Origin of the sequence: Aquibacillus rhizosphaerae (genome assembly GCF_030282825.1) — a bacterium.
In the GTDB taxonomy this organism is placed as follows: domain Bacteria; phylum Bacillota; class Bacilli; order Bacillales; family Amphibacillaceae; genus Aquibacillus_C; species Aquibacillus_C rhizosphaerae.
In genome coordinates this window covers 29,762-46,060 of record NZ_JASTZU010000024.1, presented here as the reverse complement: position 1 = coordinate 46,060, position 16,299 = coordinate 29,762, and the positions used below count along the sequence as shown (strand labels likewise).

Annotated in this window: 19 protein-coding genes and 2 pseudogenes; 1 reads left to right on the top strand and 20 read right to left on the bottom strand. The window is 32.3% G+C overall.

Annotated features, from left to right (window positions below; all coding sequences use genetic code 11):
- Positions 1 to 23: 23 nt before the first annotated feature.
- From QQS35_RS07090 to QQS35_RS07035, 12 genes are all read right to left on the bottom strand, one after another.
- The gene (locus QQS35_RS07090; protein ID WP_285931232.1) at positions 24 to 341 is read right to left on the bottom strand and encodes a hypothetical protein; all 318 of its coding nucleotides are present in this window, start codon (positions 339 to 341) and stop codon (positions 24 to 26) included.
- Between the two features lie 164 nt (positions 342 to 505).
- Positions 506 to 787, bottom strand: a complete 282-nt coding sequence (locus QQS35_RS07085) for a hypothetical protein (protein WP_285931231.1) — start codon at positions 785 to 787, stop codon at positions 506 to 508.
- Between the two features lie 318 nt (positions 788 to 1,105).
- On the bottom strand, positions 1,106 to 1,855 hold the full coding sequence (locus tag QQS35_RS07080; RefSeq protein ID WP_285931230.1) for a hypothetical protein: 750 nt from the start codon (positions 1,853 to 1,855) through the stop codon (positions 1,106 to 1,108).
- Between the two features lie 221 nt (positions 1,856 to 2,076).
- Positions 2,077 to 2,889: a pentapeptide repeat-containing protein gene (locus QQS35_RS07075; protein ID WP_285931229.1), complete on the bottom strand. Its 813-nt coding sequence runs from the start codon at positions 2,887 to 2,889 to the stop codon at positions 2,077 to 2,079.
- A 90-nt stretch (positions 2,890 to 2,979) separates the two neighbouring features.
- Positions 2,980 to 3,423: a regulatory YrvL family protein gene (locus tag QQS35_RS07070; RefSeq protein ID WP_285931228.1), complete on the bottom strand. Its 444-nt coding sequence runs from the start codon at positions 3,421 to 3,423 to the stop codon at positions 2,980 to 2,982.
- A 223-nt stretch (positions 3,424 to 3,646) separates the two neighbouring features.
- Complete coding sequence (locus tag QQS35_RS07065) at positions 3,647 to 4,318, bottom strand: HAD family hydrolase (RefSeq protein WP_285931226.1); 672 nt, start codon at positions 4,316 to 4,318, stop codon at positions 3,647 to 3,649.
- Positions 4,319 to 4,519: 201 nt separating this feature from the next.
- Positions 4,520 to 5,068, bottom strand: coding sequence for a nucleoside/nucleotide kinase family protein (locus QQS35_RS07060; RefSeq protein WP_285931225.1), 549 nt, complete (start codon positions 5,066 to 5,068; stop codon positions 4,520 to 4,522).
- A 330-nt stretch (positions 5,069 to 5,398) separates the two neighbouring features.
- The gene (locus tag QQS35_RS22810; RefSeq protein ID WP_331490701.1) at positions 5,399 to 5,623 is read right to left on the bottom strand and encodes a hypothetical protein; all 225 of its coding nucleotides are present in this window, start codon (positions 5,621 to 5,623) and stop codon (positions 5,399 to 5,401) included.
- Positions 5,624 to 5,726: 103 nt separating this feature from the next.
- Positions 5,727 to 6,167, bottom strand: coding sequence for a hypothetical protein (locus QQS35_RS07050; RefSeq protein WP_285931224.1), 441 nt, complete (start codon positions 6,165 to 6,167; stop codon positions 5,727 to 5,729).
- Between the two features lie 266 nt (positions 6,168 to 6,433).
- A complete protein-coding gene (locus tag QQS35_RS07045; RefSeq protein WP_285931222.1) occupies positions 6,434 to 6,928 on the bottom strand; it encodes a hypothetical protein in 495 nt (164 codons plus the stop codon).
- Between the two features lie 118 nt (positions 6,929 to 7,046).
- On the bottom strand, positions 7,047 to 7,880 hold the full coding sequence (locus QQS35_RS07040; RefSeq protein ID WP_285931221.1) for a hypothetical protein: 834 nt from the start codon (positions 7,878 to 7,880) through the stop codon (positions 7,047 to 7,049).
- Between the two features lie 201 nt (positions 7,881 to 8,081).
- Positions 8,082 to 9,239 (bottom strand): ATP-dependent DNA helicase, encoded by a 1,158-nt coding sequence (locus QQS35_RS07035; protein ID WP_285931220.1) that lies wholly within the window; start codon positions 9,237 to 9,239, stop codon positions 8,082 to 8,084.
- A gap of 201 nt (positions 9,240 to 9,440) precedes the next feature.
- On the opposite strand from QQS35_RS07035, the gene QQS35_RS07030 reads away from it, so the two are divergent.
- Complete coding sequence (locus QQS35_RS07030; protein WP_285931219.1) at positions 9,441 to 9,923, top strand: AraC family transcriptional regulator; 483 nt, start codon at positions 9,441 to 9,443, stop codon at positions 9,921 to 9,923.
- Here QQS35_RS07030 and QQS35_RS07025 read toward each other — a convergent pair.
- The 8 genes and pseudogenes from QQS35_RS07025 to QQS35_RS06995 all read right to left on the bottom strand — a co-directional run bounded on the left by QQS35_RS07025 (position 9,892) and on the right by QQS35_RS06995 (position 16,299).
- Entirely contained in the window at positions 9,892 to 12,540 is a 2,649-nt protein-coding gene (locus QQS35_RS07025) for an EAL domain-containing protein (RefSeq protein WP_285931217.1), read from the bottom strand. The genes QQS35_RS07030 and QQS35_RS07025 overlap by 32 nt on opposite strands.
- Before the next feature lie 313 nt (positions 12,541 to 12,853).
- On the bottom strand, positions 12,854 to 13,048 hold the full coding sequence (locus QQS35_RS07020) for a DUF6980 family protein (protein WP_285931216.1): 195 nt from the start codon (positions 13,046 to 13,048) through the stop codon (positions 12,854 to 12,856).
- 73 nt (positions 13,049 to 13,121) lie between these two features.
- Positions 13,122 to 13,403 carry a hypothetical protein gene (locus tag QQS35_RS07015; RefSeq protein ID WP_285931215.1) on the bottom strand — a complete coding sequence of 94 codons (282 nt, stop codon included), beginning with the start codon at positions 13,401 to 13,403 and terminating at the stop codon, positions 13,122 to 13,124.
- 59 nt (positions 13,404 to 13,462) lie between these two features.
- Positions 13,463 to 13,763, bottom strand: a pseudogene (locus QQS35_RS07010) (IS1595 family transposase); the annotation flags it as partial.
- Positions 13,763 to 13,871 (bottom strand): annotated as a pseudogene (locus tag QQS35_RS22900) (IS1595 family transposase); the annotation flags it as partial. The pseudogenes QQS35_RS07010 and QQS35_RS22900, both read right to left, overlap by 1 nt.
- A 95-nt stretch (positions 13,872 to 13,966) precedes the next feature.
- On the bottom strand, positions 13,967 to 14,593 hold the full coding sequence (locus QQS35_RS07005) for a spore coat protein (protein WP_407933949.1): 627 nt from the start codon (positions 14,591 to 14,593) through the stop codon (positions 13,967 to 13,969).
- A 239-nt stretch (positions 14,594 to 14,832) separates the two neighbouring features.
- A complete protein-coding gene (locus tag QQS35_RS07000) occupies positions 14,833 to 15,000 on the bottom strand; it encodes a hypothetical protein (protein WP_285931213.1) in 168 nt (55 codons plus the stop codon).
- 192 nt (positions 15,001 to 15,192) lie between these two features.
- Positions 15,193 to 16,299: a DUF1648 domain-containing protein gene (locus tag QQS35_RS06995; protein ID WP_285931211.1), complete on the bottom strand. Its 1,107-nt coding sequence runs from the start codon at positions 16,297 to 16,299 to the stop codon at positions 15,193 to 15,195.

Below are 16,299 nucleotides of genomic sequence, written 5' to 3'. Positions count from 1 at the left end.
TTCTTGTACAAGCCATCTTATGGTTAACTCAATAGTGCTATCTTCTTTATAAACCGCAGGATACTCCATATCTTTTGGCATATGTACTGTGGGACCAGATACATCTCAAAATTATTTCTTCTACTATTTTGTCTTCTTGGAACAGTTGGAAATATTCTATCTAATATAAACATACCGTATGTTACTTTAATTTTTTCATCTACTACTTCACTTGTATATCCTTTATAAGTTAACGTCAGTGTATCGATTTGATTCACTTCAATTTCGTTTTGGCCTTCTAGCTCAGGATGAACTGATAAGCTAACGTAACAATATCTTTTGCAGGGACTTGTTGATTCCAACTATATCCTTCTGCAACATCTAGTTTTACTAGCTCTATTGACGTGGCAATCCATATAAAAACAGAAACTATAGCTACTATGGCAATAAACTCTGCAGACATATTGTTGTATAAATTTCACACTTTATTTCGTCAACGATTGTTGATTCTGCAGCGATAAATAAATTAGACATAAGAAAATACAAGAATAATAATAAACAAAATTAAATACGGAGATCCGAATGCTGCAACAATTAATCCTACATTTCTATCTTCTCGTTCTTCACTCGGGTTTGTATGAACATTAAACTCTTTTCCTCCAATTAAAGTTTTCAAAAATAAGGCTGAAATTATCACAGTACCAATTGCTATAAAAGCTGTTACTTTTACAAATAACTCAACACTATATATTGAAATTAATGCTAATAAACCTAATATAACTATTCCCGACAAAAATGATTTTTTCAAGCTTTCACCCCTTCCTTTTGGTAACTTCATAGATATCTATTAGGAACCTTTCTAAGAAGGTTTCTTCAATTATATTGTCATTTGTTTTTTATGTTCTTTATTTCCATTTTTAAACTTTCAACCCTATTCTTTAAATCCTAAGTCACTGCCTCTATATCTCTCTTTTTAGACTTGCTTTTCAAAATAATTACAACTATTCCTACTACTAGAGTAACAACAATTATCAAGAAAACAAATAAAACTATGATTATAGGCATAAGTTCTGCAAGTAACATACTTTCACCCTTACTAAAATTCAACGTACACGAAGGAGACAGTTTACCTGAATAGCCTTTCTAATTCAAAATACTCCACTAATGGTTTCCTTCTTCCTTCGTTATGCCAATGATGGTATTCTTTAAAAATTTGTTTAACGTTATGATTAGCTCTGTCTTCAATCAAGTATTTGACAGCAAGAAAACTTCGCCAATAATCGAACATAATACTCGTTAGACTTCCTTGGTAACTAGCATTGCCAAAATCATCTAAAGAATGGTTGCCATATTTACTCTTGAACATTTCAAGCAATTCTGACTCTACCTTTGTAATTTCACTAAATTCTTTTTCATTTAAAATAAATTTCCTTGATAGATAGTCACACATACCTTCTTCAAACCAAATACCTCCTTCCCTTTCATCATCAAATTCATCAACAAATAGATCTGAGTGATGTGTTAATTCATGTCCTACTATGGTTAATAATTGGTTTTCAGACATATTTTCATAAAAGTCTTCTATTTTTTGGTTTCTTTGGCCTTCTAATTGTTTTATAAATAACCTTTTCCATTTCGATAATTCAGGTGAAATATAAATATTATCTTTATTTGTAAATGCTGGTATTGGCAGCTCAGAAAAAACAGTTGTTGCTAATTCTTCTGATGTCCAAATTATCGATTTTGGCAAATCCTTTAAAGCATAGTTTTTCTCCAATTCAGCCTGATAATCTTTTAGTTTTTTATTGAATCTATCAATCAAGTCTTGGTATTTTTCATAGTCTTCTTTGGCTTCAAAAGCAAATATTTGTTTCACTACTAAGTCTCCTTCATCCCTTTTTCCAATAATCGCAACTGATTCATTAAGTCTTTTTTTCTAGAATCTATATTTCATTCAAACTATCGTCTTTTTGAGACAATCATATTAAATACAATTTCTACAAGAGACGCTATTTAAGTTTTTAAAAGATATTTATTAAGAAGTACTTCATTAAATATCCTATAAATTTCTGAAATAATGTTATTTCTGGAACCCAATCAATCACACCAATGGCTTGGTCTTTCTAGATAACTTGGTATTTTAGTAAAAACATCTCCAACTGCCGAATTGATTTGTGACTGTGTTAGAAAGAGAACATCAGTCAAATTAGCACCACTTAAATTTGCGTCTCTAAAGTCAGCACCAATGAAATCAGCTCTGCTCAAATCACTATGGCTTAAATTAGCTGCTATCATTAGTTTCCCACGAAAATCTTCGCCTTGTAGATTTAATCCCTTTAAATTAGCTCCTAAATAGTCTGATTTTTTCTTTAATCCGTTCTTTCTACCTTTTTTATTATTGTAGTTTCTATAGATTTTACTTGACTCTATCAATAAAGCGCTGACCTTGCTTCTATGTGCCACTATATCTATCTTTAAAATCTCTTTTGGCTTTTTTAAGGTGAGTTCAAACGTATCTTCGTAAATCTTTTGCAGACTATTCTTTAACGATTCTGTTTCCTTTAAAGTAAGAGTTTGTTGGAGATACAAGAGCATTTCGTGCAGTTGTTGAACAATAGGGAATACAGTAAACATTTCCTCGACTTGTTCTTTATCTTCACGCCAATCTTTTCCATTGTAGATAGATTGTGAAACATGCTGACCAGCACCAAAACACTCATAAGAAACACAACCACGAAACCCTTTCTCCCTTAATTGATCGTGTATAGCACACAAGTTATTTGAACATAAATTCCTGCAAGGATCCCCTCCATCTTTGTTAAAAGGAAAATCAGCTGATTTTCCATAAGGTAACGCGACACAACATAGTCCAAAGCAATTTGTGCAATCCGATTTTAAATCAATAAACATTCTTAACACTTCCTATACTCTAAATAGTGAACAGTTTAAAGTTTGATGAAAATTTAATTAATTTGTTGGCTTCAGAAAAATTTAGATAACTTAATCCTTATCATCATCAAACACAATTTCTAGAACGACAAATAGCAATGCAATAACAATCTCTGTTTTAATTGAAAGTGTAATACCTTTAATAAACTCATCTACTACAAAAAGAACTAGCCAGTTTGATAATGCTTCAACAATGAATCGGATCGAGATAACATTTAATCTTCCGTTTACATTCTGGACGGACAACTTAAAAATGGCTTTAGAAAACAACTCGACACTTATTCCTAGAATGAAGTAACTGACAACAAAAAGAACCAAAGACCAGATTGAGTTATATTGAACGCCAAGCAGTCTAAAGATGCCCGCGAGTCCAAAGAAATAAAGCCCCAATACAAAGCTCGCCACCAATACAATGAGAAGTGCTATACTGACAACCGTGGCCATCTTTTCTTTTGTATTCCTATCACGAAATGAATTACTTTTATTTTCTGACATAGATCTAGTTCCCCTTATGTAAGCATCCCGCTTCACTAAAGTAGTTCCACGGTTCACCTAAGCAGTATTCAATTTTCTTACTTCAATCTATTGCCTTTTTATTTCAGTTTCATAATGGTAGAAAGAAAACATAACAGCCATAGTTCCGTTACTGTAGAGAATAAGGATAGATTTTAAAAATCATCTATCATCTTTCTAAATACAAACTCCATTACGAAGATAGTTAGTTATATTGGCTTAATTCATCTAAAATCAAAGGTATTTGCTCCAAATCCTCCACGACGAACTCCGCTTGAACATCGTCCCATTGATAATCTCTTTTCCATACACCTATCATGCCAACATGTTGAGCAGCCTTTATATCATTTTCTGGATGGTCACCAACAAATATACTTTCAGAAGGTAGAACGTTAAGTTTGTTTAAAGCGGTCTGAAAAATTTGAGATTCAGGTTTTTTTATACCTTCCCATTCAGATATGAGTATTGTATTAAAGTATTTTTCAATACCCAAAGCCTTTATATTATCCATTTGGAACTGCCCTTTTCCATTAGTTATCATTCCTAGCAATATATTATTATTCTTTAATTTTTCTAACGTATGAATGAGGTTAGAGAATGGAACACAACTGTGTTTAAATTGACTGATATAGTCTTCAAGTAAATCTTCCCTCGTCAAACCTGTAATATCGAATCCATCTACTAGTTGTTGGTAGACTTTATCCTTCCAAACATAACCCCTATTATCAAGTTCAATAAACCTTGTTATGTATTTATCCTTTGGTATATGATTCAAGCATTTATTTAGTCGTTGGTATTGATTTTCAATAAAAAGCTTTACTGACGCATCTCGGTTTAACAACGTACCATCTAAGTCAAATACAACAGCTTTTATCATAATTATTCATTCCCCCAAATATTAAGATGGTAAAAACTAACTCTTGCAATGCAATTACATTTTATTTTAACATAAAATTCCAATTATACTTTTAAACAAACAAAAAAAGATCGTCGCAATTAACAATCTTCTTCTTAAAACCTCGCATCCTCTAACTAAGAGATTTGCTTTATTCATATCGATTCCCTATTTGGATTAATTTTAAAAATTTTTTATTTTCATTATATTTTGAGTAATAATACTTAAAATATCAGATATAGGTAATAATCCATCCACTATTAAATCAGCATTTGGTTTAGTCGTTCTTAACATAGCAAGATAACCCCTTCTCCCTTTATCCATGTAATTTTCCAAATCTAATAAAATAGCTTCTGCAGAACCCTTTTTAAAATCTCTTATTATTCTCCGAGCCATTGCAATATCCAATGGCGTATTAATAAATATTGTAAAATCTATAAATTCACTTGCTTTACTATGTGAATAGCCAAATGGGAAATCCAACATTATGTAATCTATAGGTTCACTAAGCAACTTTTTTATATCTTCAATAAGTCGCGATAGATTCCATTCATTGGGATTACCCCCATTATCAATCCATTCAAGAATGTCATCTGGACCATCAAAATCGTAGTCATCAAAAAATAGCGCTTTACTATTTTGCAACTTTTTTATTAAGTTAGATGTTATCGTTGTTTTTCCCCCACCTGAAACCGCAGCAATCGCAAATACAACCGGCAACTTGCTTTTCATAAACTCCTCCTATTATTCAACTGTTCATTTCACTGAATTTTCAGTTACTTGATAAGATTGTAATTCCTTTTTGAAGGAAACATCACATATTATATTGAATATTCATATAGGATATTCAATTAAGCAACAATCTCGAAATTCTCCTTCGTGCATCTCACGTTTTGGAAGAAGTTTAACTTTCCTAAAACCACATTTTTCATAACATCTTAAAGTCCTCTTATTGATGATTTGAGGGTTCATAACTACTCGGTCGTAGAAATTCAACTATAGATGTAATAAGTAATAATCCAATACCTTTATTCCAATACTCTACCTCACCAATGAATTGATTCATAGCCTAATTTTCATCAGAATATCCATAGAATTTGATAGTTCTTTAACGTCAAATTCTATCATACATTTCACTGTATCATCCATGGAATCATAAAAAACTTCACTTACTTTCTCTAAGTCGAAAGGATTTATCTCTACCTTCATAAAATTCAATAATTGACGGATCTGAAAGCCATTTAGATAATACATACCTATCTTTTTTTCTAGTGTATAAACCATCATTATAAAAACATACTATTCCCACTCTCAATTCGATTTAATACACTATTCGTTATTTACACAATAATGGTTAAATCCTTAATCAAGGTAAGCGATTTATTTTCTTTTAATGTACCTTAACGTAGACTGATCCGTGTAATCTATCGTCAACAAAAGCGTCCAACTTCCACATACCACTCTTAGGTAAGGACATCAAAGAAGGCGTAGATGCATCTGCACCGTTAAGTTCCATAACAATTAATGGTAAATCCTCTAGAACGTTAATTTCAATTTCTGATTCATTATGGGTGCCAACAACTTTCAGGTCGCCTTCCAAATCTTCTTCACTACCCCAAAAATGCCACATATACTTGTTTACTTTATTTGGATAAAATTTAGTTATTTCCCCACCGTCATAAATAAAACCTAATTGACCTTCTTCCCCAAGCATCTTAAAGGAGCCAGATACAAAAATATCACTTTCAGTCCACTCATCCTCAGAACACCCCGACAATAATACAGTTAAAATAGTCAGTAGAATAAACAATTGAATAGAAAATTTACTCACAAAAACCCTCCTTAAAATTTTATTAATTCTAGGAATATTTTATAGATACCCCTTCAACCTCTAAGACCAACTGCTTCCATTCCAACTTTACGAAAACACTTAATGGGAGCAGTATTTGATGGTGAAGCTCTTAAGTGATATTTGCTATTGCTGACTTACTTTATCTACATATGTCTAATTAATTTTAACATAAAATTCCAATTTGTTTTAAAAAACAAAAAAGATTGCCACGATTGACAATCCTTTATCTTCAACTTTTAGACAGTTTAATTAAATAATTCACTCTCGAAAATGTACACACCACCCATAAATAAGATAAAAACTAAAATAGGTATTCCTAAAGACTTGAAAGCATTTTTCCATTTACCGATATTTTTATGACTTAATATATAATCAGTCGTAAAAAACAAAAAAGACGCTAATAAACTGTACCAAAGTAAAATCAATCCAAAAAGCAAATGTAAAACTATCGAAATATAAATTTCTAATTTCTTGCTTGTATAGTTTGAAATCAAACGACCTATATACTCACTTATCATTGAAGTTAAAATGCCATATACAAAAATAACAGGAATACTATACAGAAGATATATAGGAGTTGATAATATAAACCCATGAAAGTATTCCCAAATAGAGTTAATTTCCTCGCCAAAAGGATTAGGTACAATCAGACCCAACAACACTGCAAATAAGGTTCCTGATATTGCAGCAGACATTACTTTCCTTGACAATTTATCGTTAATCTCATCTTTAAAACTCAAAGCACATTCCCCCCTTAAACTCCTCTTTACTTAAATGAATATCTCCAATAGTCCCAAGTCTGTTTAACAAATACGATTCTCTTTAGAGTCGCTCAAGATTATTGAAAATGATGGATACTCACCTTGCTAGCTTACAAATAAAAGAGTAAGCATAATGAATCCACCATAGTAAAAGCATTGCCAGTACAAGATAAACAGATGTATAAATCCAAAAAGGTATCTCAATGATCAATACACCTAATGCATACAATGGTAAATCAACGCCATAAACCAAAACAGGAGCAAGAATCCGCCAATAAAGTTTTTTAAAGAAAATAATTGCCACAGCAAAGATGAAACCTTTAAAAATGCCCATACACCCTGAAATAAAAATATCATCACGGTAAACATTTTCAAAAAAACCATATTCATAATGACGAATTCCAATAACAGACATTATGTACATTACAGTAACTGCACCACTCCACCCTTGCATCCACAACGATAGAAATCGTGACCAACTAGTCCCTAACTGAAGAGTGCGCACCCAGAATTTAGTGAACGGAAAGAATATGATTAGGGCAAAAAACGTAAATTCCTTCCTCCACCAATATGTATGATAAATCGCTATCGACTCAAATACCCATTCGACCCCTACCAAAATAACTGCGAAAAGTACTATCCAGCGAAATCTAAGTTGATACACTGAAGTTACTACACATAAGGTAGGGATAACGAATAAATTTGACACAAATGCACCGAGCATATGATCGTAGTATCCTATAGTGAGCACTTCAGGTAAATAATAGTAGCAGTTTCCAATGATCATTACAAAAAGTTCTGCAACATATACCATCCCGGCAAAACAGAAAAAAAGTACAGTAATGCCAAATTGTCTTTTATGAACAATTGTTACCGTCAATATTGTAATACTAATAATTGTAAGGAGTAAATAAGGGATATAATTAGGCATTTAGTTAGACTCCCTTTTTCCCTTTATCATATCCAACAGAGCCTACATGCTATTCGTAAAGAACATAGCAAATTCTTTGAACATGGTTTGCACAATAAAGAAGCTGAAAACAGTGTTTTTGCATCTGTTAAATGATTGATTTAGCAAATTCTCGCTTTTATAATAATTCATCTGTTACCTCAGCTAACAGGATGTTTATCATTATTGAATCAAAATCACATTATTTGTAGCCCTTGTAATGGCTGTATAAAGCCACTTGGCATCGTTTTTATAATTGAGTACTTCGTTATAGATTAAAACATTTTCGTATTGACTACCTTGGCTTTTATGCGTGGTGATCGCATACCCAAAATCAAATTTGTCATACAAGTTCACTTCTTCTCTATACAGAATCTCTCTTTTATTTTCGAAATCTGAATGAAGCAAAAGTATATTTTCAAAGGCTTTATCTAGAAAATCCGGTTTGAATTTCATACGCAAACAAACTTTTTGTATCATTTTATCCTTTTTTACATGATAATCAATATTCTGCGCGAGACCAGTCATTCCATTTACCAACGATGTTCCATCGATTGATTGGTTCCAATTGTTTCGTAAACAGATTAACTTTTCTCCATCTACTGGAAGATGATCTTCTATTCCTAAATTCCTTCTGATCGATTGATTTAAAAAATTTCTAGTGTCATTTTTTCCACAAAGAACCTGGCTAGCTCTAGCAGCTAGGTTAATAAATATTTCACTTTTCAAATCAATTTGTTTTTTGTCGAATACCACTGCATTTTCACCATATTTGCCTGGCTTGATCTTTTCACCCGCCCTAATTCGTCCACTTAAATAAATGATTGGATTATCTTTAGCCTGCCTGTGAATTTCGGTTAATTCCACATCTGGATTTTCTAAAATATCATTCCTATCACCGACAGGATCTAATTGACCACGGTCTCCAAGAAAAAGAACTTTCACATCAAAACTAAGCAAATCATGTAATACTTCTTTACTAATCATAGAAGCTTCATCACAAATGATTAGATCATAGGATGCTAATTCTGCTTTTTCTTTTAAAATAAAACCAACATATTCGTCCACTTTATAGATTAATTTGTGTATGGTAGTTCCTTGATATTTCCCTCCTGAATTTTCAGTTAAAACGAGGCTAGCTTTGCCTGTAGGTGAAACAAATGCTACTCTTTGATAGTTTATATTTAAATAATCTAATAGATAATGTACACATGTTGTTTTCCCTGTACCAGCATATCCCGCAAAGACAAATACTTGATTAGCAGGCGTTTTATACCATTTTTCCACTTTATGTACAGCTTGTTTTTGCGAATCTGTTAGGCTAATAGAACTGCTACTCATATACTTCTCCTTTTATAGAAAACTTCTATAACTTCATTCTACACATTTACCAGTAAACCTTTTTTTATCAAACATTTCTTCCTATATAAGTTTTTAGGATTAGTTAAAAATACTTTTAAAAATAACATGAATATAATTTTAAAGCATGCTACATTCGATATGTATCATCCAAATCGAAACGAAGAAAGGGAGTAAGAAGTGATGAAATGTAACATCGAAACAATTCCAAACGACCGTATCGCTTATGTGCGACGAGTGGGTCCTTATGGTCCTGCTAATATCGAAGTAATGGAACGGTTAAAAAGATGGGCAAAGGAAAAAAATCTTCTTCATTCTGCAACGTTATTTGCAATTCCACAAGATAACCCTGAAACAACACTTCCAGAGAAATGTAGATTTGATGCTTGTATCGTAATTTCCAACGACGAACAAGTGGATGATTCCATTCATACAACTTACCTTGTCGGTGGTAAATACCTTGTTTTTAAAGTTAGACATACAGCCGAAGCTATTCAACAAGCATATGCTGAAATTTTCCCGTCACTTGAAAGCAATGGCTATCAAATGGATCACAAACCCATTATGGAAAGATACACTAGTGACATGACTAAAAGGTTTAACACTCCTATATGGAATGTTAAACCTAGTTCATTTAAGGTTGTGAATAGTTCTTTTCACAGCTAAGAAAATTCTCCATTTCTTGTTTGTTGACAGGTGGACTAAACAAATAACCTTGGAGTTCGACAGGTCCAATTTCTTCTAAAGTAGCTTTTTCACGTTCCGTTTCGACGCCTTCTGCAACCACGTTGAGATTAAGTCCATCTGCAATATTAAAAATTGAATTTACCAATAATGCTTTTTTTTGATTGCCGTCAATACCTTCAATGAACATCCGATCAATTTTCACTTCATCAATTGGGAGCTCTAACAAATGATTTAGCGATGAATAACCTTTACCAAAGTCATCAATCGAAATATGAACACCTAAGCTTTTTAGTTTTTGAATCACTGATGAAACGTGTTGTGGATTTCTTATGAAAACACTCTCTGTGATTTCAAGTTTTAGATACTTTGGATCCATTCCGGATTCATTTAACACATTGTCAATTAATGTTACTAATAAATCCTGTTGAAAGTGTTTAGCAGAAATGTTCACCGCAACTGGTACTTTTAATAAACCCTGATCTTGCCACTTTTTATTTTGTTTACATGCTTGCCTTAGTGACCATTCATCTATTTGTAGGATTAATCCATTTTCTTCCGCAATGGGAATGAACGTTGCCGGTGAAACGGTTCCCAATTCTGGGTGATACCAACGAATTAGTGCTTCCATACTACTAACATTCGAAAATTTCGTCTTTGGTTGATAAAAAAGCTCAAAACCACAACCATTGTCAACAACTTGGCGTAGTGCATTTTCAATAATCAGTTGCTTCTGAAATCTATTTTTCATCGACTCGTTAAAAAATTGAGCTACATTACCACCCTTATCCTTTGAAATATACATAGCTGTATCTGCACATTTTACAAGTGTATCTAGATCCTCTCCGTCTTGCGGATACATACTAACACCTACACTTGGTACAATAAAAAGTGTTTGTTCTTCCAATACGAACGGATCGACAAACTCTTGAAAAATAGTATCTAAGGAACAACTCACTTCCCTCTGATTTCGTACGGTATCGACAATAACAAATTCATCACCACCAAGTCGAAATACTTCGCGTTGTTGATCTATATGTAATTCACTCAATTTATTGGCAATTAGTTGTAATAGTTTATCTCCAGCATCGTGACCAAACGTGTCATTGATTTGTTTGAATCGATTTAAATCAATAAAAATAACAGCAAAACATGGACTTGAATCTAGCTTAATCAGATTTTTAACATAGTCTTGGAAATGAAGTCTGTTTGGAAGTTGTGTTAACACATCATAATAAGCCAATTCATGTAGGGTATCTTCTGATTTCTTTAGTTTTTTTGTCTGATTAGTTAACTTTATATTCATTCTTTTACTCTCATGAAACAAATCTTTAATCTTATCAGCCATCATCATCAAATTCTGTGTTAAAATACGTAGCTCTGATATATAAATTTGCGGCCATTGAACTTTTTCAAGATTATGAAGTTTTTGTGGAAGACCTGTAGTTGCAATGGTTAACTGACGCAAATTATTCATAAAAATACGACTGACAACTGTTACTAGTATGACCAAACACAAGACAAAAACAAGCGAGTATTTTAATTGATTGAGAAAGTTACTATAGATTAGCGTTTGAAATTGAGCAATAGGAAATTGAAATACTAGTTTGATAGGTAGAGAATCTATTGATTGTTCATAAATATATTGTCCATTGTTCCATCTTTGTATTGGAGGTAAACCATCTTTTGCGTCAGGTAAAGCAGCTATAACTTCAGATGTAAGTTCATTGATTCGATACTCCTGATGGCTATTTTTCATCTGTGATAATGTGAAAACTTCCTCGCTTGAAACCAATAAGTCATGTTCACCATCCGTAATATAAACGTCAAACTCATTTGTTTGATGTCGTTTAATAAGCTCTTGCATTTGTTCCAGTTGTTGACCTTTATAAGCTAGGGCTTTTGTTATATCAGTTGAATCCCAAAGGGAAAGCTCATTTTCCATCTGATTCACGCTAGTTTCAGCTACATTTACAAGATACGTAGAAATAAATTTATTTAACTGTATCGTATTCATTGTAACGCTTAAGAGAAATGGTACCAGAATGGAAATCAAAGTTATATGCGTTAAAAATTGATGAATGGAGACATTATTCTTATTCAGCCTATTTTTAATCATTTTATAAAAAGGAAAATATGCCAACAACATATCAGCAATTAATACATTAAATAAGCCGTTAATGATATCAATGCAAATTTGAAAATATAATGAATTACCTGATAAGTAAGTCTTATGTAGAAATAATATTGTTATAAAACCAACCGTTCCCCAAAATAATGCATCAACAAAAAACATCTTTGCTGCTTTGCCTTTGGTGAAAAAAAGTCCAACAAAGATTATTTCTGTTATTAAAATGATATGGATAGCAATAGGAACTATATCTTGAGGAACAAAGATGAGTCCAAGAATACCCGCTAAAATTGCCCATCGAAGGCCGAATAATCTTAAGACAAGAAATAAAAAAATACTTGCAAGATTAATAGTTAATCCATACATAAAGTTAATATGAAATCGTACAGATAAAAAAAGAAGCGTCATTAGGGTAATAAAAAGAAACAGCTCCCTATAACGTGGAACTAACTTATTGAACACGTTCATATGTACCATCCTAATCAAATACACCTAGGGTTCACAGCGTATGTGTAGTATTAAATTTTTTAAAAGCTAAGTATATTTAACTTCATTTCAATATATTGTCAATATTTTTAATATTATCATAAGCTTTAAACTTTATATATATTTTTATATTAAAAGTTTAATATGTGTGCACTGTGAATGGTATAAATGTTATCTTGAAAGATTTTCTGCAAACATAGCTTTATTTATACTGCTCTTTTCAATAGGTTCAATGAAAGTTCAATATTGATACTATCTCCTTATTAATCTAGGTCTTCCGTTAGTTTAAAACAGCTTACAATGTTGAACCACACCAAGGACAATAAACAATCTCTATACTTGAAGTACCACCATCATGAATTATTACCCCGTAGTCATTGTCCTTTTCGTCAAAAATAATTATTTTATCAGGACATTCAAAGGGGTTGTTATGGATGTCACATTTATAATTCGCATGATAATTCATATCCTCACAACAATGTTTTTTCATTAACCATTTCTCCTTATTTCGTAATCGTCAACCCTTTAGTTGAAAAGTTTAACCTGAACAATCGGGAAATTTATTAAGTTGGAGAACCCATCTGGGACATTAATAAGCCAAAAACGAAAAATGCCCCACTTCCAAATGAGATGATTATTGCTAAAGTTGCAATGGAGTTTTTTTCCGTATCTTTAGAAATAGCTATAAAGCCAAAAATCAAAGAGAGAATGATGGACAACGAAACAAGAAAAAAACCGAAATAAGGATGGATTCTTATTAGTCCATATATCAGTGCAAAGAAAAATGGCATAGAAAATACACCTAAAAGAAATGACCCATAGCTTAACCAAGAAAATTTTTTCAATTTAATCACCCCTCAGATATTGAACTATTCTGTTAGTTTATTTTAATAAGAAACCGTGTTTATATCGTGAATCTAGATAGCCTAAGTGTATCATACGTTTCCATATTTTGTATTAAATTCCCTTTAATAATTAAGTCATTCAAACAGGATTTCTTTTATGTTGAATGGATTTTATTACTTGGAACCAAGCAAGGTGATTGTTGAGATATTTAGTTGCAACTCCATTAAATCGTTATATCGCCCCTTTTAGCCTTGGGTGATTATTGTTGACTTTTTGGATGTGATAAAATTATTTTGTGCGAATCTTTTCGTTAGACTTGAATTTGAATGAATATTCATACACTTTTCAGTAGCATATGTTCAACGATACCTCCTGAAATTGATATTTGTTTCAATGATGATAAGAGTTTGTGTCTCCAGTAGAATAAGGTGACGTGATGCATTATCGACTAATTTAGCAGATTTTCGACTGATCCTTTCAATAAGAAAATGAGAGGATTATGTATATAAAAATAAAACTAAGGGGATACACATTCCCCTTAGTTTCTTTCACCTGTTAACGCTTAATGCATCCCTTTTTGAGGAGCTTTTGTATAAGACTGGAGCATAATATTCATATCTTGTTCTTTTAATTGTGGAACTTGATAATAACCTTTTTTATTTTGATATAGGAATAACTCATAACTCATTTCAATCATGTTTGGTACACTGTCTGCGATGACACGACGCAATACTGGATTATTCATCTCAGCTGCTGCCATTGCAAATGTGGAGCAAGCCGCTTTTGTTTGACCAAGCATAAAGGAAGAATAACAATCATCTGTAAACTCACTAACAGACTGTTTTGGTTTTTTTGGTTGCCCTGCCTTCACTCCATAAGTGACTTCATTGCTTTGCTCCATCTTATACTGTTGTGTAGGCACTGTTGGATCTTGACCTGTACTGAAACTTTCTACAATCGTATTATACAATTGCGTCATGAATGAAGATTGACGTTGTAAGATCCCCTTAAGATCTTGATCTTGAATATTTTGATCGTACAGCTGATATTGTTCCATCACACCGATTAAACAACCGATTAATTCATGTGAGTCAAGAATCTCATGAGCACCATGATTATACTTCATTGCTTGGTTTCCCATATTGTTAGTCATTTGCGTTCCACTTTGCATTTGGTTTTGGTTTTGCAAAATAAAGACCTCCTTGTTTTTTTGATTCAACTTTATAATCTCCTCTGAGAGAGCAATTATGCTTCAGCCAAAATGAAATAATCATGTTTATAAGGAAACCTTACCTCTGTCTTTTAGACCACTAACTCTAGGTGGATTTCACCAATCACTAATTTTTTCCATACAAAAAAGCACCCTACAGAACAGATGCATTATACAAAGCCTACTCTACAGGGTACTATTCGCTAGCCAATTATTATTTAATATACAATACCTTTAAATTGGATTTCTATCTGAGATGATGTTTCTCTCATTGTTTTTGATAATAGTTCTTTTGCTTGATTGAATGCATCTAACATTCCTGTTGCTTCAATCATAACTTCTTTTGGACCAACTGGTTCTCTTAAAAGAAAGATGTATTGATTCATGATGTGTTTGCTCCTTTAATTGATTTATTATTTTATTATAATACATAAAGTAACCGCTTTCAACAAAAATAAAAAATTGTTGAAAGCTATTCAGCCTTTATAGAGAAAGTTCAAAAAAAGAACTAACTCACGTTATTTTGTTGTTCATAACGGAAGTCAGTCCCTTTAAACTCAAAAGTTAAGAAAGCCAATTTAAATGGAAAAGGATAAAATTAAAATCAAGATAATTGGTACTATCATAACAAAATACCCTATTGGATTTGCAAAGTTAAGTGTCCAACCAATACCAAATCGTTTCTCTACAAATATAGACGGATCTTTTCGGTTAAAATAAAACAATCCACCTTTCCAATAGTTATCATCATCTACTCCTTCTACTTTACTTGGCTCATCCGTTATTAACTTTCCTTCTAAGTCTGAATCCACTCGACCTACTTTAATTGCTAAAGCTAGTGCACCAACTAATGTGAAAACTAAAAATCCAAATGGTAAGAAAATAAGTAACGACTCACTAAATAAGTTTTCATATAATAAGTTGAGTTGTAAAATAGAAAATAGCATCGTCATCGCTATATTTGTAATAAATAAAAACCAACTCGAATATTTTCGCAATCTTAATTGGCGCATTTTAGATGACGTAACGTTACCTGGATTAATTTTAATACCTGATTTCTTTGTGAATAGGTTCGTTCCAAAAAACATCGATTGTAAAATAATTAAAACAATTGGCAGATTAAGCACGGAAAGCCAACTTTTTTCACTAAAAGCATCCGCCACACCATCTGGTCCCCAATGTACTGGAATTTGGCCAGGTAATTGGTCATATAAATTTACAGATAAAACAATGATCGTGACTGTAATTATTGATGGGATAAAATGCACATAGGAAGCAAGCATTTCATCCTGTGATCGCACTGCCAAATCTGCATAACGCACTTGTTTAATCTTTTCGAACCATCTTTTAGACTTTTTCAGCTTCGTCATTTTATAATGGAAATAAAAATATAGAGTTAGTCCGGTTAATAAAATGACAAATGGGATAAGGGTTCCTGTTAGGACAAGCATTGTTTCATCCATCGGAGTAACTTGGTTCCATATGATAAAACCTATGGAACTTGCTAAAGCAATAACAGTAGTTAAAATCGCATATAACTTTTTATAATGAATAACCTTTACATGCTTTGCTTGTTCATATGGAATAGTAACCCCAAATACCACTGTACGCTTAACTAAAAATGGTATGGCGATTTGAATGCAACTCACAAATAGGATTGTTATAAATAAAGTAATAAATTCCAT

Bases quoted from the DNA above. Each gene is read 5' to 3' on its own strand.
- QQS35_RS07025 (WP_285931217.1), bottom strand. From the start codon at position 12,540: ATGAACGTGTTCAATAAGTTAGTTCCACGTTATAGGGAGCTGTTTCTT.
- QQS35_RS07040 (WP_285931221.1), bottom strand. From the start codon at position 7,880: ATGCCTAATTATATCCCTTATTTACTCCTTACAATTATTAGTATTACA.
- QQS35_RS07030 (WP_285931219.1), top strand. From the start codon at position 9,441: ATGAAATGTAACATCGAAACAATTCCAAACGACCGTATCGCTTATGTG.
- QQS35_RS07075 (WP_285931229.1), bottom strand. From the start codon at position 2,889: ATGTTTATTGATTTAAAATCGGATTGCACAAATTGCTTTGGACTATGT.
- QQS35_RS22810 (WP_331490701.1), bottom strand. From the start codon at position 5,623: ATGATGGTTTATACACTAGAAAAAAAGATAGGTATGTATTATCTAAAT.
- QQS35_RS07035 (WP_285931220.1), bottom strand. From the start codon at position 9,239: ATGAGTAGCAGTTCTATTAGCCTAACAGATTCGCAAAAACAAGCTGTA.
- QQS35_RS07065 (WP_285931226.1), bottom strand. From the start codon at position 4,318: ATGATAAAAGCTGTTGTATTTGACTTAGATGGTACGTTGTTAAACCGA.
- QQS35_RS07070 (WP_285931228.1), bottom strand. From the start codon at position 3,423: ATGTCAGAAAATAAAAGTAATTCATTTCGTGATAGGAATACAAAAGAA.
- QQS35_RS07020 (WP_285931216.1), bottom strand. From the start codon at position 13,048: ATGAAAAAACATTGTTGTGAGGATATGAATTATCATGCGAATTATAAA.
- QQS35_RS06995 (WP_285931211.1), bottom strand. From the start codon at position 16,299: ATGGAATTTATTACTTTATTTATAACAATCCTATTTGTGAGTTGCATT.
- QQS35_RS07000 (WP_285931213.1), bottom strand. From the start codon at position 15,000: ATGAATCAATACATCTTTCTTTTAAGAGAACCAGTTGGTCCAAAAGAA.
- QQS35_RS07060 (WP_285931225.1), bottom strand. From the start codon at position 5,068: ATGAAAAGCAAGTTGCCGGTTGTATTTGCGATTGCTGCGGTTTCAGGT.